Here is a 19,333-nt window from a genome sequence, read left to right as displayed (position 1 = left end):
GTCAGGCATGCGACAACGACGAAGGCGGGACCGGGGGATCTCCCCCGGTCCCGCCGGATGTCAGCCTTGTGCCTTCCCCCGCCCGCCGGCCGGCCGCTGGCCCTGGACGGGTCAGCGCAGCAGGCCGCGGGCAGCCTCGACGATGTGCTTCGCGGAGATGCCGGCCGCGTCCAAGAGCTCCTGCGACGTCCCGGAACCCGGCAGCGACCGCACCGCGAGATGACGGACCGACAGCGGCACGCTGCCGTCGCTGAGCGCTTCCAGCACCGCGCTGGCCAGTCCGCCCTCCGGGTAGTGATCCTCGGTGACGACGATGCGCCCGCCGGTGGCCCGGGCGGCGTCGGCGAGCGTCGCCGCGTCGACCGGCTTCACGGAATACAGGTCGACCACGCGGGCCGCGATCCCCTCGGCCGCGAGCGTGCCCGCCGCGGCCAGCGACTCGTGCAGGGTGACACCGGCACCGATGAGCGTGACGGTGTCGGCGTCCGATCGGCGGAGCACCTTGGAACCACCGGGGGCAAACGGCTCGTCCGGGCCATAGAGCACGGGGTAGGCGCCACGGGTGGTGCGCAGGTAGCTGACCCCGGGCAGATCCGTCATCGCCTCGACGAGCTTCGCAGCGGACGTCGCGTCGCTCGGGTAGAGCACCGTCGAGCCGCCGACCGCCCGCATCATGGCGAGGTCCTCGAGCGCCATCTGCGACGGCCCGTCGGCGCCGATCTCGACTCCCGCGTGGCTGCCGGACAGCCGGATGTCGGCCTGGGAGATCGCCGCCATCCGGATGAAGTCGTAGGCCCGGGAGAAGAACGCCGCGAACGTGGAGGCGAAGGGCACGTAGCCACGCACCGACAGCCCGACCGCCGCCGCGACGAGCTGCTGCTCGGCGATGAAGATCTCGAAGAAGCGGTCCGGATAGATCTTGGCCAAGTCCTCGGAGTAGGTCGAGTTGCTGACCTCCGCGTCGAGCGCCACCACGTCGGTGCGGGCTCCGAGCGCGGCGAGCGCCTGGCCGTAGGCGCGCCGAGTCGCCACCTTGGCGCCGAGATCGTAGGTGGGCAGCGTGATGGCGGGCCGCTCGACCGGCGCCGGTCGGGGAAGGTCCCCGGGCGGCACCGGACCGCGAACCCGCAGGTCACGCAGGCCGCCGAGCTCGGCGATGGCGCGATCGGCCATGTCGGCGGGGAACGGCTTGCCGTGCCAGCCCTCGACGTCCGCGGCCTCGGAGAAGCCCTCGCCCTTGCGGGTGCGGGCGAGGATGACGGTCGGCCGGGTGACGTCCTCGGCGTCGGCGAGCACCGCGTCGATCGCGGCGATGTCGTGGCCGTCGACGACGACCGCGCGGGCGCCGAAGGACTCCACCCGCTTGGCATAGGTGTCGAGGTCCCAGCCGAGCTCGGTCGGGCCGCGCTGGCCGAGCCGGTTGACGTCGACGATCGCGATGAGGTTGGAGAGGTTGTAGTAGGAGGCCTTGTCCAGTGCCTCCCAGACCGAGCCCTCCGCCATCTCGCTGTCACCGCAGATCACCCAGACTCGGTAGGGCACCTTGTCCAGGTACTTACCGGCGAGCGCGACGCCCACGCCGTCGGGCAGGCCCTGCCCGAGCGACCCGGTCGCGACGTCGACCCACGGCAGGACAGGCGTCGGGTGGCCCTGGAGCCGCTCGCCGAAACGGCGGTAACCATTGATCAACTCGTCGTCACCGACGACCCCGACCGCCTTGAAGATGGAGTAGATCAGCGGGGAGGCGTGCCCCTTCGAAAAGATCAGATGATCGTTCGCCGGGTCCACCGGGTTGTCCCAGTCGTATCGAAGGTGGCGCGCGACGAGAACCGCCAGCACGTCCGCGGCCGACATCGACGAGGTGGGATGCCCGGAACCCGCCGAGGTGCTGCTGCGCACCGAGTCGACCCGCAGCTGCTGCGCGAGTTCCCGAACCGTCTCCAGGTCGGCCGTCCCGACCGTGCTCTCGGATACGGGAGTTGCCACACCAGTCTCCTTACAGTGTCGTTACAGTGTCGTTACACACCCGGAAGGTAATCTCCGGAGGGTTCTCTCGCGCCTCGGGCAGCCGACTCCGCCGCTTTGCCTCACTACCACGTGTCGCACTACCCCCTCACCCGGCGATCCGAACCGTATCAGCGGCGGCCGACGGCAAAGAGGGCCGAAGCGGGCCTTGATATGTCAGAGGCGTCACGGGTTCGTATCCGCTGCTGCTGACGAGCGTCGACCCGGTGTCAGACGGCCCGGGTGGTCGCCGAAGGTGGTGATGCCTGGCGGAAGAGCTGATACCACCGGTAACCAATCCCCTCGCGGATGATGTACCGGACCTGCGTGCCGAAGCCGTGGACGGCCGGCCCCCGGTCGACCGGGGAGGTGACGGCGTCGACACCGAGGTCACGGGCCATCGTCCGGGAACGCAGGCTGTGCCAGGGATCGGTGACCAGCACGGCGGTGTGCCAGTGCCGCGAGTTCATCAACCCGGCTACGGCGGTCAGCGACCCGAGCGTGTTCGAATCCTCGGGGAGGACGAGCACCCGGCTCGGGGGGATACCCCGCTGCCGCAGATAGGTCGCGCTGGCCCCGCCCTCGGTGTAACGGTCGCCCGGCTGCTTCCCACCGACTGTGATCACCTGAGGGGCGACTCCCTCCCGGTAGAGCTCCAGCACGTGGTCGAGACGAGCGGCGAGGACCGCCGAGGGACGCCCGTCGTACTGCAAGGCACCGAGCACCACGAGGACGTCGGACCGGGGCCGATGATCCTCCCTGCCCACCCACCAGACCTGCAGAAACGTCACCACGGCGAGAACCATGATGCCGAGGAGGACAGCCGCCACCGCCCACATCATCCAACGCCACCATGGCACGCGGTGCCAGGTCGCGCGAAACGGGTTGACGATGAGACGAGGACGGGACAGGCCCACGCGAACGAACAGTAGCGTCCCTATGGGCACACGACCGACATCATAGGGCAACTGCCCCGTTCATCCGCCCAACCCCGATCGGGATTCCAGCCCGGGAAGGGCAGGGAACGGGCCGGGCGGAAACTCACCCGACCGCCGACCGGCCGAGAACCGCGGCACGCCCGGCCTCCAGCCGGGCCACCGGCACCCGGAACGGCGAACAGGAAACGTAGTCGAGCTCGAGTTCGGCGAAGAAGTGCACGGAATCGGGATCGCCGCCGTGCTCGCCACAGACGCCGAGGCCGAGATCGGGCCGGGCGCCCCGCCCGGCCCGGACCGCCGTCCTCATCAGGGCGCCCACCCCGTCGCGGTCCACCGACGCGAACGGCGACCCGGCCAGGATGCCGAGGTCGAGATAGCGCGGCAGCAACGATGCCTCGACGTCATCCCGGGAGAAACCCCAGAGCAGCTGGGTGAGGTCGTTGGTGCCGAACGAGAAGAACTCGGCGCGGCGGGCGATCTGGTCCGCGGTGAGCGCCGCCCGCGGAACCTCGATCATCGTGCCGATCGGCAGGTCGATCTCCAGGCCGCTCTCGGCGCCGACCTCGGCTAGTACCCCGCGCACCCGGTCCCGGACGGCATCCAGCTCCGCCGCGGTGGAGATAAACGGAATCATGATCTCGGGACGGGGATCACCGCCCACGCGGCGGCAGCGCACCAGCGCCTCGGCGATCGCCCGCGCCTGCAGTTCCACCAGCCCCGGGACGGTGAGAGCGAGTCGGACGCCGCGGCGACCCAGCATCGGGTTGGTCTCGTGCATGCCCCGCAGGACCGCCAGCCTCGCCCGGTCGACGTCGTCGACCGGGCTTCCGGCGGCGTCCGCGGCGGCGATCGACACGGACAGCTCGGTGAGGTCCGGGAGGAACTCGTGCAACGGCGGATCGAGCAGCCGGACCGTGACGGGCAGACCGTCCATCGCGGTGAAGATCTCGACGAAATCCTCCCGTTGCGGAGGAAGCAGCCGGCTGAGCGCCTCGGTCCGCTCGGCCGGCGTTCCCGCGAGGATCATCTGCTCGACCAGGACACGACGGTCCCCGAGGAACATGTGCTCGGTGCGGCACAGCCCGATACCCGCGGCGCCGAACCGGCGGGCCCGCGCGGCGTCCGGCCCGGTGTCGGCATTCGCGCGGACCCGCAGCCGGCGGGACCGGTCGGCGTGCCGCATCAGCCGATCCACGGCGGCGACCAGGTCCCCGCCCGGCCGGGGATGGTCGAGGCGGCCGGAATGGCCGGCATGGTCGGGATGGCCGGCCTCGAAGTACTCGACGACCGGTGACGGGACGAGCGGTACGGGACCGGGGTATACCGCGCCGGTGGTCCCGTCGATGGAGAGGATGTCCCCCTCCCGCACGACCACGCCCCGCCCGGTGGTGAGGCGGCGACCGGCGGGATCGACCTCGATCTCCTCGGCCCCGCACACGCAGGTCCGGCCCAATCCTCTGGCGACGACGGCGGCATGCGACGTCCGGCCGCCCCGGGAGGTCAGGATTCCGCGCGCCGCGAGCATGCCCGCGAGGTCGTCGGGGTTCGTCTCGCGGCGGACGAGGATGACCGGTCGGCCCTCGGCCGCCACCCGCACCGCCTCGGCGGCGTCGAAGACGGCCTCCCCCACCGCAGCCCCGGGCGCGGCGTTCACTCCCGTCGCGATCGGGGCGGGGCGGGCCGTGTCGTCGAAACGCGGGAACATCAGGGTGGCGAGCTGGTCGCCGCTCACCCGGCACAGCGCCTCGTCATCGTCGATGACACCGCGTTCGGCGAGCGTGGCGGCGATCCGGAAGGCCGCCGCGGCAGTGCGTTTGCCGACGCGGGTCTGCAGGATCCACAACCTGCCATGTTCGATCGTGAACTCGATGTCGCACAGGTCCCGGTAGTGCTTCTCCAAGCGCGTCATGATCTCGCGCAGTTCGGTGAAGGATGCCGGGTCGATCCGCTCCAGCTCGGCGAGGGGAACCGGGTTACGGATCCCGGCCACCACATCCTCGCCCTGGGCATTGGGCAGATAGTCTCCGTACACGCCGGGTTCCCCGTTGCCCGGGTCCCGGGTGAAGGCCACCCCGGTGCCCGAGTCCGTTCCAAGGTTGCCGAACACCATCGCGACGACGCTCACTGCCGTCCCGAGATCGTCCGTAATGCGCTCGGTACGGCGGTACAGCCGGGCCCGCGGCCCGTTCCAGGAGTCGAACACCGCTCGGATCGCGAGATCCAGCTGCTCGCGGGGATCCTGGGGGAAGGGACGGCCGGTGCGCTCGAGCACGATCCGCTGGTAGGTCGCGACGAGCGCCCGCAGGTCGTTCTCGTCGAGGTCGAGGTCGCTGCTGGTGCCCTTGGCCCGCTTCGCCGCCTCGAGAGCCGCGTCGAACGACGGCTCGCCGACACCGAGGACGGTCCGGCCGAACATGGCCAGCAGCCGGCGGTAGGAGTCCCAGGCGAACCGCGGCGAACCCGACTGCTCGGCCAGGCCCAAGACGGCCTGGTCGGTCAGGCCGATGTTCAGGATGGTGTCCATCATCCCGGGCATGGAGAACTTCGCGCCGGAACGCACCGACACCAGCAGCGGATCGTCGGCCTGGCCGAGCCGCCGTCCCCGGGCGGTCTCCAGAGCGGCAAGATGCTGATCGATCTCCACCCGTAGCCCGACCGGTTCGCCGCCGGCAAGGTACTCCCGGCACGCCTGGGTGCTGATGGTGAACCCGGGCGGGACGGGCAGGCCGAGATTCGTCATCTCGGCGAGGTTCGCGCCCTTACCGCCGAGAAGATCCTTCATATCCTTGTTGCCCTGGTGGAAGCCATACACGTAGCGCGCCATGGTCGTCCCTTCCGCCCCGGAGTGATACCCAGACGCTAACCCGTGGTAACGGTATGCGCAGCCAGAATGCCCATGATCAGTAACCGGAAGCGGGCAGCGAGCCGAGAGCCTCCCAGTCGAGAGCTCCGGCCGTCAGGTCCCGGATCCAGGCCAGCAGACCGAGCCGCGCCGCCCGCACCGCCGGGTCGTCGGCCATCACCATCACCGCGTCGAAGAACGCGTCGACGGCGGCCGGCAGGTCTCCGGCTGCGGCGACCAGCTCATCGAGGGAGATCACTCCGGCCGGCGTCTCCGCGGTGACAGCCGAATCGGCGCCGGAGGGCGCGAGCCGCTGGGCGAGGGCTGTCACGACCTCCAGCAGGTCGATCTCGGCGGGTTCGGTGAGGCGCTGCGCGTCGAGCACCGCCGGGGTCCCGGCCGGCACGATCCGGCGGACCCGCTGCAACGCGGCGGCCAGGGCGGCGAAGCCGGCGGCGGGTGCGGGCTCCCCCTGGACGAGCTGCCGCAGTGTCACCAAGGTGGCGGCCGCGCGGGCCGGCGTGCCGGTGAGCGGCCCGACTGCGCCGACCAGGCGGTGGTCCACCCCGGCGTCGAGTAGTTGCTGGACGTAGCGGCCACGGACGAACGCCCCGGCGGCCTCGAGCGCCTCGGCGGGCACCGGCACCGGGGTAAGCCGGGCAGCACGGGCCAGCGCGCCGGTGACGGTGAGGCCGGCGAGCTCGGGCCGGCTGCCCAGGATCGCGGCGACCCCGAGCGCGGCCCGGCGCAACCCGAACGGATCCGAACTCCCCGTGGGAGCCGCGTCGAGCGCGAACAGCCCAACAAGCAGATCGAGCCGGTCGGCGAGGGCCAGCAGGCCACCGGGGGCGGTAGCGGGCAGCTGATCACCGGCCCGGCGAGGCAGCTCCATCTCAAAGAGGGCGACGGCGACCGCCTCGGGCTCACCGGCCCGGCGGGCATACTCCCGCGCCATCGTGCCGGCGAGGCTCGACAGCTCGATGACCATCTGGGTGGCCAGATCGAACTTGGCGAGCGCGGCCGCCCGGTCCAGGGTGGCCCGGTCGTCCTCACCGAGGCCGATCTCCTCGGCAAGGTCACGCGCCAGCGCCGCGATGCGGTCGGCCCGGTCCGCGACGGAGCCGAGCCGCTGCTCGAACGTCAGCTTCGCGAGCTCCGCCCGGAACGTCTCGGGCGGCACCGTGACGTCGGCGTCGTAGAAGAACGCGGCGTCGGTGAACCGGGCCCGGATGACCTCCTCGTTGCCGGCGCGGACCAGCGCCTGGTCGACCTCGCCATCGGCGACGGCGACGAACGACGGCAGCAGCCGCCCGGCGGCGTCACGCACCGGCAGGTAGCGCTGGTGCTTGCGCATGACGGTGGTGAGGATCTCCGCCGGCAGGTCCAGAAAGCGTTCCTCGAAGGACCCGAGGATCGGGCGCGGGAACTCGACGAGGTTCGCCACCTCGGTGAGCACGTCCGCCTCGGCGACGAGGTCGATGTGACCGCCGGAGTCCGCGGTGAGCTTGGCCGCCTCCTCGACGACGAGCTCGCGGCGAACTACCGGGTCGAGCAGGACCGAGCGGGCGGCGAGCAGTTCGGGGTAGCCGGACGCGCTCGGCACGTCGAGCGGCGGGGAGCCGGCCCGCCGGTGGCCGCGGGTGGTCCGACCGGCCGCGAGCGTCGACACCGCCACCGGCACCACGGCCTCGCCGAGCAGGGCGAGCAGCCAGCGCACCGGCCGGCTGAACGACAGGGCCGGATCGTTCCAACGCATATTGCGCTCCGCGCGCAGCCCCGCCACCAGCTCACCGAGCACCCCGGCCAGCACCCGGGCGGCGTCCCCGCCAGCCTCGGTGCGCACGAGCGCGACATGCTCGACACCGCGGTGGGTGACGACCTGGAGGCCGGCGGGATCCGCGCCCTGACCACGCGCGAACCCGACGGCGGCCTTCGTCGGCGCGCCGGCGGCGTCGTAGGCGGCCGAAACGCGCGGGCCGCGGACGACCCGCTCGACGTCCGGCTCCCGGGGCGCCACCTCGTCAACAATCGCCACGATGCGCCGGGGAGTGCCCAGCACCCGGACCGCACCGTGCGTGAGGCGGGTGGCCGCTAGCCGCTCGACGAGGCCGGCGCGCACCGCCTCGATGGTCCGGGTCACCTCGGCCGCCGGGAGCTCCTCCGTCCCGATCTCGAACAGCAGGGTGGCCGGCGCCTCGATCTGGGTGGTCACCGCGGCGGGCACCGCGGCCGGTGGCGGGGAGGCCACCCCGAGGGGATGGCCAAGCTCCTCGCGGCGGTCCCGCCACAGCGCCGCGACCTCCCGCGACAGTCCGCGCATCTGCGCGAAGGAGGTGGCCCGCTCGGTGGTGGAGACCGCGCCCCGGGAATCGAGGATGTTGAAGGCGTGCGAACACTTCAGCACGTAGGAGTGCGCGGGGACGGGCAGCCGGGCGTCGATGAGCCGGCGGGCCTCGGCGGCATAGTCGGCGTAGAGCCGGCGCACGGTGTCGATGTCGGCGTCGTCGAGGTAGTACCGGGACATCTCGTACTCGGCCTGGCCGAACACCTCGCCGTAGGAGATGCCGGGGGCGTAAGCAATCTCGCTGAAGTGGCGGACGCCCTGCAGGGCCATGAGGATGCGTTCCACGCCATAGGTGATCTCGACGCTGACGGTGTCGAGCGTCTGGCCACCGGCCTGCTGGAAGTAGGTGAACTGGGTGATCTCCAGGCCGTCGAGCCAGATCTCCCAGCCCAGACCCCAGGCACCGAGCGCGGGCGAGGCCCAGTTGTCCTCGACGAACCGGACGTCGTGGGCGGCGGTGTCGATGCCGAGCGCCGCGAGACTGCCCAGGTAGAGCTCCTGGGAGTTGCCCGGGTCCGGTTTGAGGATGACCTGGAACTGGGTGTGGGTCTGCAGCCGGTTCGGGTTGTGGCCGTAGCGGGAGTCGTCGGGACGGACCGAGGGTTCGGCGTACGCGACCCGCCACGGCTCCGGTCCGAGCACCCGCAGCACCGTGGCTGGGTTGAGCGTACCAGCGCCGACCTCGGTGTTGAACGGCTGCACGATCATGCAGCCGCGGTCGGTCCAGTAACGGGTCAGCGCCAGCAGCGCGTCCTGCATGGTCAACATCGAGCGAGCCTCGGCATTTCGCTGTCGCGGTCACGAGTGGGGCGGACACCCCGGTTCCGGGGACCGGACACCGGCCCGCCGGCGACCGGTGTCCGGAGAGAGCGGTCAGGCGGTCAGGGAGGGGACTGTCCAAGGGACATCGACACTCCGAATCCATGATTCACAGATCCATGATTCACAGATCCATGATTCACAGATCCATGATCCATGATCCATAGATCTGCACATCATAGATCCACAACCCATAGATCGTAGATTCCATGATGCTGAGTCGAGGCTACCGGTACCCACCGGCAATCCCGCGGCTGGTCACGGCCGGCCGGTGCCCGGCGCACCGGCGGAGCGCGGCAGCTCGCCGGGAGCCGCGGTGCCGGCGTCCGGCGCACGGTCGGACCGATGGGTCCGCGCCGAGCCACCCGGCCCGTCCACCGACATCAGCACCTCGAAGGTGCCGGGCCCGTCGACCGCGAAGACGAGCAGCGGCGTCAGCGCGTACCGCACCTCGAAGGCGGACAACGCGCGACGCCACACACCCGGCCCGTCCCACTCGGTGGTCATCAGCCACGAGCCGGGTTCGTCGAGCGCCTGGGCGATCCGCCCACCACGGAATCCCGGGGCCCGGGCGAGCGCGTCGAGCGCCGGGCGTGCCGCCGCGGCGAACCCCGCCCCGCCCGGGCTGGCGTCCCCGGGCACGGCGAAGGCGATCTGGGCAACGACCGGAGCACCGGCCGTCGGCGCCGCCCAGTCGGGCACGGTGGAAGCGTCTGGTCCAGTCGGAACGTCGGGCCCAGGCATCAGACGCGGTGGGCGACGGTTCCGCCGTAGCGCCGGTCCCGTCGGGCGAAATCCTCACAGGCGGACCACAGATCGCGCCGGTCGAAGTCCGGCCAGAGCGTCTCGACGAACGAGAACTCGGCATAGGCGGCCTGCCAGAGCAGGAAGTTGCTGAGCCGCTGTTCCCCGGAAGTCCGAATGACGAGGTCCAGATCGGGCATATCGGGCTCGTCCAGGTAGCGGCCGATGGTCGCCTCATCGATCCGATCGACGCGCAGCCGGCCCTCCCGCACGTCCCGGGCGATCGCCGCCGCGGCATCGGCGATCTCGGCCCGGCCGCCGTAGTTCACGCACATCACCAGGGTGAGCCGGTCGTTGTCACGGGTACGTTCCTCGGACGACTCCAGCCGCCTGATCACGTTCCCCCACAGCCGGGGACGACGGCCCGCCCAGCGAACCCGCACACCGAGCGCGTGCATGTCCTCGATGCGCCGGCCGAACACCCCGTCGGTGAAGCGCATCAGGAACGCCACCTCGTCCGGTGACCGTTTCCAGTTCTCCGTGGAGAAGGCGAACACCGACAACCATCGGACCCCGAGCTCGATCGCGCCCTCGACGCAGTCGAACAGGGCGTCCTCGCCGGCCTCGTGCCCCTTTGTCCGCGCCAGCCCGCGCCTCTTCGCCCACCGTCCGTTACCGTCCATGACGATGCCCACATGCCGCGGGACGAGACGCGACGGCAGGACCGGAGGCCGCGCGCCGGAGGGATGGGGATGCGGATCGCGGAACCGCATCTCCACATCATTACGCAGCGCCACCGCCTGCCTCCCCGTACCCGTCCGGGGCGGCTTCAAGCCGCAATCCGTCCTGCCGATCCCTGCCATCACCACATCGTCCCCCCGTCGGCGCCGGGTCGCGCCGGACGCACCCACCACCGCTTTCCGCCTCACCATGTCCGTCCTCGTCCTTCCGCCACGGCCCGTCCCGCCGCCGTCCCGCTCCCATGGTCCCGTTCCCCGGCGGTCGCACCCAGGCCGCCTAGCCCGCCTCCCCGGGACGACCGTCCCAGCGCACGCGCGAGACCTCCACCACGGCGCCCGGCCGCGTCACGCCCTCTCCAGATGAGGCAGCGCGCGAAGCCCGCGTTCGAGATGCCACTGGAGATAGGCGGCGACGATGCCACCGGCCTCCCGCCGGGCGCGGGCGTCACTGACCAGTGCACCGTCCCAGTCACCGCACAACAGATCCGCGAGCAGCCGCACCGCACCCGCGGACACCGACGCCGCACCGTGCGGGCGACATTGCGGGCACACTACGCCGCCGCCCGACACGGACAACGACAGGTGCAGCCCAGGCCCACCGCAGCGCGCGCAGTCGTCTAGGGCCATCCCATACCCGGACACCGCGAGCGCCCGCAGCAGGAACGCGTCGAGGACGAGCGCGGGTGGGCGCTCCCCGCCGGCGAGCGTACGCAGACCACCGACGAGCAGGAGGAACAGCCGCAGGGCGGGCTGGCGTTCCTCGCTGGTCAACCGCTCGGCGGTCTCGAGCATCACCGCGGCCGCGGTGTACCTCGGGTAGTCGACGGCGATCGTGGCGCCGTAGGGAGAGATGATGTCCGCCTGGGTGACCGTGTCCAGCGCCCGGCCGGAATGCAGCAGCAGATCGACGTACGTGCCCGGCTCCAGCCGCGACCCGAACCGCGAGGACGTCTTGCGGACACCCTTGGCGACGGCCCGCACCCGACCGGTCCGACGGGTGAGCACGGTAATGATGCGGTCGGCCTCGGTGAGGGGGGCCGTGCGCAGGACGACACCTTCGTCGCGATACACCGGCACCCGCCCATGGTTGCACGGCCCCGAGTTCATGCGGTGAAGCGAGGTCGCCCGGCAGATGGCCGGTACCAGCCGGGATGTTCTCCTGAGGAGCCCGCCGGGCATCCCGTTCCCATAGCCGGGGGTAGGTACGGCAGTACATGGCGGCATGGACGCGGCATGGACGGTGCCCCGGTGGGGCCCGGCGGCGAGCCGGCTCAGAACCCCAGGCGACGCAGCTGACGCGGATCGCGCTGCCAGTCCTTGGCGACCTTGACATGTAGATCGAGGAAGACCGGGGTGCCGAGGAGCGCCTCGATCTGGGTACGGGCGCGGGAACCGACCTCCTTGAGGCGGGATCCACTGGTCCCGATGACAATCGCCTTCTGGCTGGGCCGCTCGACGAAGACGTTCACCCGGACGTCGAGGAGAGGACGCTGCGCCGGCCTGCCCTCCCGGGGGACCATCTCCTCCACCACGACGGCGAGCGAGTGCGGCAACTCGTCGCGGACCCCCTCCAACGCGGCCTCACGGACGAGTTCGGCGACCATCACCTGTTCCGGTTCGTCGGTCAGCTCCCCACCGGGATACAGCGCAGGCCCGGCGGGCAGCCGGGCGACGAGCATGTCGGCGAGCACGTCGACCTGGTAGGAGCGCACCGCGCTGACTGGAACGATGTCATTGAACTCGCCGAGCCCGGCGATCTCGAGCAGGCGGGCGCCGATCCGATCGGGATCGGCGACCCGGTCTGTCTTGGTGAGGATGGCGACCACCGGGGTGCGCTTGGGCAGCCGGGACAGCTCCTCGGCGATGAAGCGGTCCCCCCGGCCGACCGGCTCGTCCGCGGGCATGCAGAAACCGACGACGTCAACCTCGGACAGCGTGGCCCGCACCACGTCATTGAGCCGCTGCCCGAGCAGCGTGCGCGGCCGGTGCAACCCCGGGGTGTCGACCAGGACGAGCTGGGCGTCGTCGCGGTGGACGATGCCGCGGATGGCGTGCCGAGTGGTCTGTGGTCGCCCGCTGGTAATGGCGACCTTCGTCCCTACCAGCGCGTTCGTCAGCGTCGACTTGCCGGCGTTGGGCCGTCCGACGAGGCAGGCGAAGCCGGCCCGGAACGGCACCGAGGTCGTTGTCGACACGCTAGGTGGTCACCCTGGTCCGGGCGACGCCGTCCGGGCCGGCGAGGAACACCGGGATCCCGACGCCGAACTCGGCCAACGTCGCCAGGTCGGCGCGGTCGAGCTCGTCCTTCTGCGTGACCACCGCGGCAGCTTCGAACCGGCGGGCGCCACTGGACACCGCGGCGGCCACCGCCGCGCGCAGCGCCGAGATCGCTAGCTCGGCCCGGCCCAGGCCGAGAGTCGCCGCCGCGTAGGTGCGACCGTCGGTGTCACGCAGCGCCGCTCCCTCCGCAGGGTCGCCCGAGGGGGCGTAGGCACGCAGCCGCGCCGCCCTGGCCAGCACCACGAGCTTCGCGTCCTCGGCGGCGAGGTCGAGAGCCGGGACGCCGTCGGCCGAGTTGCCATCGGCAGGCACGGTCCCCGACCGGGTCACGTCGGCGGTCACGAATTCACCTTTCTGTCCGACGACGAGCTGCGCACGGGTTCGCCGCCGTCGTCGGATCGAGGAGGCGGCGAGCCGTCGTCGCCGTTCGACGGATGCGGCAACCGCTGGACGACCACGGTGCCGATCTGGTTACGCCGGCCGGCGGCCCGTTCCGCCGATAGCCGCAACCCACCGACCGTGACCGTCGCACCCGGGATGGGCACCCGTCCCAGGGCCGTGGCCAGCAGGCCACCGACGGTGAGGGTGTCGTCCGCGCCGGGCAGGTCGTCCACATCGAAGTGGAACAGCTTCGCCAGATCGTCGATGTCGAGCCGGGCGGTTACCCGCGCGGTGTCAGCGTCGATCCGCTCCACCGGCGGAACCTCGTTGTCGTACTCGTCGGTGATCTCACCGACGATCTCCTCGAGGATGTCCTCGATGGTGACGAGTCCGGCCGTTCCACCGTACTCGTCGATGACGATCGCCATGTGGGTGCGCGACGCCTGCATCTCGCGGAGCAGGTCGTCCGCGGGCTTACTCTCGGGCACAAGCGCGGGCGAACGCATGATCTCAGCGATCGCACCGTCCTCGCCCCCCTCGCGTTCCCGGCGGACCATGTCCTTGAGGAAGGCGATCCCCACCACGTCGTCGACGCTCTCCCCGATGACGGGGATCCGCGAGAAGCCGCTGCGCAGGGCCAGCGCGAGGGCCTGCCGGACGGTCTTCGTCGACTCGATGAAGAGCATGTCCGGACGCGGCACCATCACCTCGCGCACCAGGGTGTCCCCGAGCTCGAACACCGACGCGATCATGTCGCGTTCCTCGCGCTCGATGACCTCGTTCTCCTCGGCGAGGTCGACGAGATCGCGCAGCTCGGCCTCGGAGGCGAAGGGACCATCCCGGAAACCAGGGCCGGGGGTGACCGCGTTGCCGAACGCGATCAGCAGCCGGGGCAACGGCCCGAAGATCCGCGCCAACCGGACCGTGAGACCGGCGCTGGCCAACGCCACCGCGGGGGCGTGCTGGCGGCCCAGGGTACGGGACATCACCCCGACGAGGATGTAGGCGACCAGGGTCGAGGCCAGCGTCCCGAGGCCGATCGCGGCGAACCCGGCCCCGTAGGCGTGCACGAACAGCACCGTGATACAGGCCGCGGCGAGCATCTCCGCGACGATGCGCAGGAGCAGCAGCAGCGCGAGGTAGCGGCCCGGATCGGCCACGACGGTCGCCAGGTTCCGGGCACCGGCCCGGCCCTGGCGGGAGAAGCCCTCGACCGTCACCCGGGAGACCCGGGTCAGGGCCGCGTCGATGCCGCCGAGACCCGCCGCGGTAAGCGAGCCCATCACGGCGATGAAGACGAGAAAAAGATCACCGGAACTCATGCGGACCCCCTTGTGCCGGGTCAGCGTGCGGGCGCGGCAGGGGGCTCTCCGGCGCCACCGCCACGGCCCTGGTCACTGCGGCGGCTCTGGTCACTACGGCGGCCCTCGCCGCCGCCCGCGGCATCGCGGGCGGCGTCCGCGTCGCCGGGGGCCCGCACCGCGCCGTCCCACGACGCGAGCAGCTGGCTCTGTACCTTCCACATCTCGCGTTCCTCGTCCGGCTCGGCGTGGTCGTAGCCGAGCAGGTGCAGGATGCCGTGGGTGCACAGCAGGGACAGCTCGCGATCGAAGGAGTGACCGGCCTGCTCCGCCTGCCGCCGCGCGACGTCCGGGCACAGCACGACGTCGCCGAGCAGGGTGGTCGGATCGTCGTCGACCGACTCCGACCACGAGGCGTCGAAGGCGTCGTCCTGCGGGAAGGACAGGACGTCGGTCGGGCCCCCCTCGCCCATGTACCGGACGTGCAGATCGGTCATAGCCTTCGGCTCCACCAGCATCACCGAGAGCTCGGCGAGCGGGTTCACCTTCATAGCGTCGAGCACGAACCGGGCGAGCGCGGCCAGCCTCACCTCGTCGACGTCACTCGCGCCCGACTCGTTGGCAACGAATACGGCCATCAGCGGTCCTCTCTGGCCGCGGCGACGGTCACCGTCGGTCCCGACGGGCAGACCGGGCCGGAGCGGGTGGCGGCGCGCTGGCCGCGTCCCAGCGGGCGTAAGCGTCGACGATCTCGCTCACGAGCCGGTGCCGAACCACATCGGAGCTGGTCAGGGATGCAAAATGGACGTCGTCGAGGCCGTCGAGGATCTCCCGGACCACCCGCAGCCCGCTGCGGGTGCCGCTGGGGAGGTCGACCTGGGTCACGTCCCCAGTAACAACGATCTTCGCGCCGAAGCCGAGCCGGGTGAGGAACATCTTCATCTGTTCCGGCGAGGTGTTCTGGGCTTCGTCGAGGATGATGAAGGCGTCGTTCAGCGTCCGGCCGCGCATGTAGGCCAGTGGGGCCACCTCGATCGTGCCGCTCTGCATCAGCCGCGGGATCGAGTCCGGATCGATCATGTTATGCAGCGCGTCGTAGAGCGGCCGCAGGTAAGGATCGATCTTCTCGTACAGGGTCCCCGGCAGGAACCCGAGGCGTTCCCCCGCCTCGACCGCGGGGCGGGTCAGAATGATCCGGTTCACCTTCTTGGCCTGCAACGCCTGAACGGCCTTCGCCATGGCGAGGTAGGTCTTGCCGGTGCCGGCCGGCCCGATCCCGAAAACGATGGTGTGCTGGTCGATCGCGTCGACGTACCGCTTCTGGTTCAGCGTCTTCGGCCGGATCGTCCGGCCCCGGCTGGAGAGGATGTTGAGGGTGAGAACCTCGGCCGGCCGCTCCTCGGCGCCGCTGCGCAGCATCGCCAACGAATGGTCGACATGCTGCGGGCTGAGCTCCGTCCCGGCGTCGAGCAGCGCGATGAGCTCGGCGAACAACCTGGCAGCGAGCTCGTTCTCAGCCGGAGCGCCGGTGATGGTGATCTCGTTGCCACGCACATGGATATCCGAGGAGAAAGCCTTCTCGACGGTACGGAGCAGCTGATCCTGGTGACCGAGCAGACTCACCATGCTGTGCGGACCGGGTACGACAATGCGCGTCTGGACCCTGGTGTCGGGCGCGACGGGTGGCGTAACGGATTCGGGCATAAAGAGCGGCCAGCGAGGCCGGGGCACCTCTCAGGATTGATGATTGCGGTAGGCGGCGCGGCGCGGCGCGGACAGCCGACACCGGGACAGAACCCCTCCAGCCGGAGGGGCCGCCCAGCGAGGCGGACCACGGGCGCTACCTGGCCAGTCTATCCATCACCGCGCCGGGCCGTCCCAACGACCGAGATCCGCGAACACGACCGCCGCGGCCACGACGCCGGCGGTGGATGTGCGCAGCACCGTCAAACCGAGCCGCGACACAATCGCTCCGGCCTCACCCAGCGTGGCCAGTTCCGGCTCGGACACCCCTCCCTCGGGGCCCACGACGAGCACCAGCTCCGCCGCCGAGGCGGTCGGGCCCACCCGCTCCAGCACCTCAACCGAGCGGACCAGTCCAACCGAGCGGGCCAGTCCGACCAACGGGATGGTCGCCTCCTCGTGCAGGACGACGGCAAGCGCCGCCGCCCGCACCCGCTCGACAACCTCCTTCAGGCCGGCCAGCTCGCCCACCACTAGCCAGTGCAGTCGGTGGGACTGCTTCGACGCCTCCTCCGCGGCTCTGACCCAGCGTTCCCGGGCCCGCACGCCACGGACACCCTCGCAACGGGCCACGGACCGGGCCGCCGACCACGGCACGATCTCGTCGACACCGACCTCGGTCAGCATCTCCACCGCCCGCTCGCCCCGATCCCCCTTGGCAAGGGCCTGCACGACAACCAGCCGGGGGCTCGGGGCCCCGGCGGCGACCCGGCGCAGTCGATCTCATCCCGCCGGACGGCGACGACCTCGCACTCCACCGCATGGCCAAGACCGTCGGTCACGTCGACCGGTTCCCCCGGCCGCAGCCGGCGCACCATGGCCGCATGGCGACCCTCCGGACCAGCGAGGGTGAACGAGTCCGCGATCGGCAGCGGCGACAGCCGAAACAGGGCGCTGGTCAGGATGCATCCTCTCCGCAGCGGTCACGGCCGACGACCGGGCTAACGGCCGCGGCGCGTGCCCCGCCGCCGGAACAGCCCCGCCGCGCCGCCGCCGGAGGATCCGCCCACGACGGCCGGCGCCTCCTCGTCGCGCAGCTTCGCCAACTCCCGCAGCAACCGCTCCTGCTCGCTGTCCAGCTTCGTCGGAGTCTCGACGTTGATGTGGATGTGCAGATGACCGCGCCCGGCGGCCCGCAGATGCGGAACCCCGCGCCCGGCGAGCTTGATGACCTCACCGGGCTGGGTGCCGGGCTTCACGGCGATGGTCTCGGTGCCGTCGAGGGTCTCCAGCGTGGCGGAGGTGCCGAGCGCCGCCGAGGTCATCGGCAGCGGCAGCTCACAGTGCAGATCGTCGCCCTCCCGGGTGAAGACCGGGTGCTGCTTCTCGGAGACCTCGACGTAAAGGTCACCGGGCGGCCCGCCGCCGGGCCCGACCTCGCCCTCGCCCGACAGCCGGATGCGCATGCCGTCCTCGACCCCGGAGGGGATCTTCACGATGAGCGTCCGGCGCTTGCGTACCCGGCCGTCGCCGCCGCAGTCCCGGCAGGGATGCTCGATCACGGTGCCGGTACCCGAACACCGCGGACAAGGCCGGGAGGTCACCATCTGGCCGAGGAAGGAACGGGTGACCTGCTGGACCTCGCCCCGCCCGCCGCAGGTACCGCAGGTCGACGGGTGCGTGCCGGGAGCCGCACCGGCGCCGGTACACGTCGAGCACACTGCCGCCGTGTCCACGGTGATCTCGCGCGTGGCGCCGAACGCGATCTCGGACAGGTCGAGCTCGATACGCAGCAGCGCGTCGTTGCCGCGCCGGACCCGGGACCGGGGCCCACGGCTCGACCCGCCGCCGAAGAAGGCGTCCATGATGTCACCAAGGCCGCCGAAACCGGCGCCGAACGGCGAACCACCACCGCCGCCGCCGGGCGCGAGCGGATCGCCGCCCAGGTCGACGATCTGGCGCTTCTCCGGATCGGAGAGCACCTCGTACGCGGCCGTGACGCCCCGGAAGCGCTGCTGCGCATCCGGATCTGGATTGACGTCTGGATGCAGCTCACGGGCCAGTTTGCGGTAGGCCCGCTTGATCTCGTCGTTCGACGCTTCCCGGCGTACGCCCAGAACGGCGTAATAATCCACTGCCATCAATCGGCACCCAAGAGTTCACCCACATATTTGGCGACGGCCCGGACGGCCGCCATCGTCCCCGGATAGTCCATGCGCATCGGGCCGACCACCCCCATCCCACCCAGCGCGAAGGGACCACGACCGTATCCCGTGGCCACCACCGCGGTGGACCGGAGGGCGTCCACATCCGTTTCGCGACCGATCCGTACGGTTACAGTACCGGTCTCCCGCGCCGAGCCGATGAGCTTCATCAGCACGACCTGTTCTTCCAATGCCTCAAGTATCGACCGCAACGAGTCGGCGAAGTCGACCGGGGACCGCGTGAGATTCGCCGTCCCGGCCATCGCGATGCGCTCCTCCTGCCGCTCGACCAACGACTCCAGCACGGCGCCGGCCATCGTGGTCAGGTAGGGGCGCAGCTCGGAGCGGGTGCTGTCGGGCAGGGCCGCGACGATGTCGGGGGCGTCGACCAAGCGCCGGCCGGCCAGCGCGCAGTTGAGCGCGGAACGCAGCTCGCCGGCGACCTCGTCGTCGATGGGTACGAGGCTGTCGACGATACGCTGCTCGACCCGCCCGGTGTCGGTGATGAGGACCATCAGCAGGCGGTACGGGCCGAGTGTGACAACCTCGATGTGCCGGATGCTGCTACTCGACAGGGAGGGGTACTGCACGACGGCCACCTGCCGGGTGAGCTGGGCGAGCAGCCGCACGGAGCGGCGCACCACGTCGTCCAGGTCGACGGCGCCCTCCAGGAAGCTCTGGATCGCCCGACGTTCAGCCCGGGACAGCGGCTTCACCCCGGACAACCGGTCCACGAACAACCGGTAGCCCTTGTCCGTCGGTATCCGTCCTGCGCTGGTATGGGGCTGTGTGATGTACCCCTCTTCCTCCAGGGCGGACATGTCGTTACGGACAGTAGCTGATGACACACCGAGGTTGTGCCGCTCCGCCAGCGCCTTGGAACCCACCGGCTCGTTGCTCAGCACAAAGTCCTCAACAATCGCCCGAAGGACTTCGAGCCGCCGATCCTCCAGCACGCGGTCGCACCCCCTTCACCAGGCGGGACGTGGCCGGGCCACGGCATGTACAGCGGCGGGCACCCAGCTTGGCACTCGGCCGCAGTGAGTGCCAAGT

The 19,333-nt window shown here is 70.9% G+C and carries 17 protein-coding genes; all 17 read right to left on the bottom strand.

The window, feature by feature from the left end; all coding sequences use genetic code 11:
- Positions 1 to 111 precede the first annotated feature (111 nt).
- Positions 112 to 1,986 (bottom strand): transketolase, encoded by a 1,875-nt coding sequence (locus AC08OT_RS01070; RefSeq protein ID WP_476592115.1) that lies wholly within the window; start codon positions 1,984 to 1,986, stop codon positions 112 to 114.
- 248 nt (positions 1,987 to 2,234) lie between these two features.
- Positions 2,235 to 2,921 carry a YdcF family protein gene (locus tag AC08OT_RS01065; protein WP_476592116.1) on the bottom strand — a complete coding sequence of 229 codons (687 nt, stop codon included), beginning with the start codon at positions 2,919 to 2,921 and terminating at the stop codon, positions 2,235 to 2,237.
- A gap of 124 nt (positions 2,922 to 3,045) precedes the next feature.
- The gene (gene ppdK, locus AC08OT_RS01060; protein ID WP_476592117.1) at positions 3,046 to 5,766 is read right to left on the bottom strand and encodes a pyruvate, phosphate dikinase; all 2,721 of its coding nucleotides are present in this window, start codon (positions 5,764 to 5,766) and stop codon (positions 3,046 to 3,048) included.
- Positions 5,767 to 5,842: 76 nt separating this feature from the next.
- On the bottom strand, positions 5,843 to 8,896 hold the full coding sequence (locus AC08OT_RS01055; RefSeq protein ID WP_476602467.1) for a glycine--tRNA ligase: 3,054 nt from the start codon (positions 8,894 to 8,896) through the stop codon (positions 5,843 to 5,845).
- Between the two features lie 113 nt (positions 8,897 to 9,009).
- On the bottom strand, positions 9,010 to 9,105 hold the full coding sequence (locus AC08OT_RS01050; protein ID WP_476602466.1) for a hypothetical protein: 96 nt from the start codon (positions 9,103 to 9,105) through the stop codon (positions 9,010 to 9,012).
- A gap of 100 nt (positions 9,106 to 9,205) precedes the next feature.
- Complete coding sequence (locus tag AC08OT_RS01045) at positions 9,206 to 9,649, bottom strand: antibiotic biosynthesis monooxygenase (RefSeq protein ID WP_476592119.1); 444 nt, start codon at positions 9,647 to 9,649, stop codon at positions 9,206 to 9,208.
- Positions 9,650 to 9,690: 41 nt separating this feature from the next.
- Positions 9,691 to 10,488 carry an isoprenyl transferase gene (locus AC08OT_RS01040; protein ID WP_476592120.1) on the bottom strand — a complete coding sequence of 266 codons (798 nt, stop codon included), beginning with the start codon at positions 10,486 to 10,488 and terminating at the stop codon, positions 9,691 to 9,693.
- A gap of 288 nt (positions 10,489 to 10,776) precedes the next feature.
- Positions 10,777 to 11,508 (bottom strand): DNA repair protein RecO, encoded by a 732-nt coding sequence (gene recO / locus AC08OT_RS01035; protein WP_476592121.1) that lies wholly within the window; start codon positions 11,506 to 11,508, stop codon positions 10,777 to 10,779.
- A gap of 194 nt (positions 11,509 to 11,702) precedes the next feature.
- On the bottom strand, positions 11,703 to 12,626 hold the full coding sequence (era, locus tag AC08OT_RS01030) for a GTPase Era (RefSeq protein ID WP_476592122.1): 924 nt from the start codon (positions 12,624 to 12,626) through the stop codon (positions 11,703 to 11,705).
- Between the two features lies 1 nt (position 12,627).
- Positions 12,628 to 13,053 (bottom strand): cytidine deaminase, encoded by a 426-nt coding sequence (locus tag AC08OT_RS01025; protein WP_476592123.1) that lies wholly within the window; start codon positions 13,051 to 13,053, stop codon positions 12,628 to 12,630.
- Positions 13,050 to 14,414, bottom strand: coding sequence for a hemolysin family protein (locus AC08OT_RS01020; protein ID WP_476592124.1), 1,365 nt, complete (start codon positions 14,412 to 14,414; stop codon positions 13,050 to 13,052). Before AC08OT_RS01020 ends, AC08OT_RS01025 begins: the two co-directional genes overlap by 4 nt.
- A 20-nt stretch (positions 14,415 to 14,434) precedes the next feature.
- On the bottom strand, positions 14,435 to 15,031 hold the full coding sequence (ybeY, locus tag AC08OT_RS01015; protein WP_476592125.1) for an rRNA maturation RNase YbeY: 597 nt from the start codon (positions 15,029 to 15,031) through the stop codon (positions 14,435 to 14,437).
- A gap of 28 nt (positions 15,032 to 15,059) precedes the next feature.
- Entirely contained in the window at positions 15,060 to 16,097 is a 1,038-nt protein-coding gene (locus AC08OT_RS01010; protein ID WP_476592126.1) for a PhoH family protein, read from the bottom strand.
- Between the two features lie 156 nt (positions 16,098 to 16,253).
- Complete coding sequence (locus AC08OT_RS01005) at positions 16,254 to 16,808, bottom strand: RsmE family RNA methyltransferase (protein WP_476592127.1); 555 nt, start codon at positions 16,806 to 16,808, stop codon at positions 16,254 to 16,256.
- Positions 16,757 to 16,954: an RNA methyltransferase PUA domain-containing protein gene (locus AC08OT_RS01000; protein ID WP_476592128.1), complete on the bottom strand. Its 198-nt coding sequence runs from the start codon at positions 16,952 to 16,954 to the stop codon at positions 16,757 to 16,759. Before AC08OT_RS01000 ends, AC08OT_RS01005 begins: the two co-directional genes overlap by 52 nt.
- A 123-nt stretch (positions 16,955 to 17,077) precedes the next feature.
- Positions 17,078 to 18,217, bottom strand: a complete 1,140-nt coding sequence (gene dnaJ / locus AC08OT_RS00995; protein ID WP_476592129.1) for a molecular chaperone DnaJ — start codon at positions 18,215 to 18,217, stop codon at positions 17,078 to 17,080.
- Positions 18,217 to 19,236, bottom strand: a complete 1,020-nt coding sequence (hrcA, locus tag AC08OT_RS00990) for a heat-inducible transcriptional repressor HrcA (RefSeq protein WP_476594919.1) — start codon at positions 19,234 to 19,236, stop codon at positions 18,217 to 18,219. The genes dnaJ and hrcA overlap by 1 nt, the downstream gene beginning before the upstream one ends.
- Positions 19,237 to 19,333 lie beyond the last annotated feature (97 nt).

This window comes from Frankia sp. CgJB1, from assembly GCF_977947065.1.
This window is presented reverse-complemented; position numbering and strand designations above follow the sequence as displayed.

Bases quoted from the DNA above. Each gene is read 5' to 3' on its own strand.
- ppdK (WP_476592117.1), bottom strand. From the start codon at position 5,766: ATGGCGCGCTACGTGTATGGCTTCCACCAGGGCAACAAGGATATGAAG.
- dnaJ (WP_476592129.1), bottom strand. From the start codon at position 18,217: ATGGCAGTGGATTATTACGCCGTTCTGGGCGTACGCCGGGAAGCGTCG.
- AC08OT_RS01055 (WP_476602467.1), bottom strand. From the start codon at position 8,896: ATGTTGACCATGCAGGACGCGCTGCTGGCGCTGACCCGTTACTGGACC.
- AC08OT_RS01000 (WP_476592128.1), bottom strand. From the start codon at position 16,954: ATGGTGCGCCGGCTGCGGCCGGGGGAACCGGTCGACGTGACCGACGGT.
- AC08OT_RS01050 (WP_476602466.1), bottom strand. From the start codon at position 9,105: ATGGATCATGGATCTGTGAATCATGGATCTGTGAATCATGGATCTGTG.
- ybeY (WP_476592125.1), bottom strand. From the start codon at position 15,031: ATGGCCGTATTCGTTGCCAACGAGTCGGGCGCGAGTGACGTCGACGAG.
- AC08OT_RS01010 (WP_476592126.1), bottom strand. From the start codon at position 16,097: ATGCCCGAATCCGTTACGCCACCCGTCGCGCCCGACACCAGGGTCCAG.
- AC08OT_RS01020 (WP_476592124.1), bottom strand. From the start codon at position 14,414: ATGAGTTCCGGTGATCTTTTTCTCGTCTTCATCGCCGTGATGGGCTCG.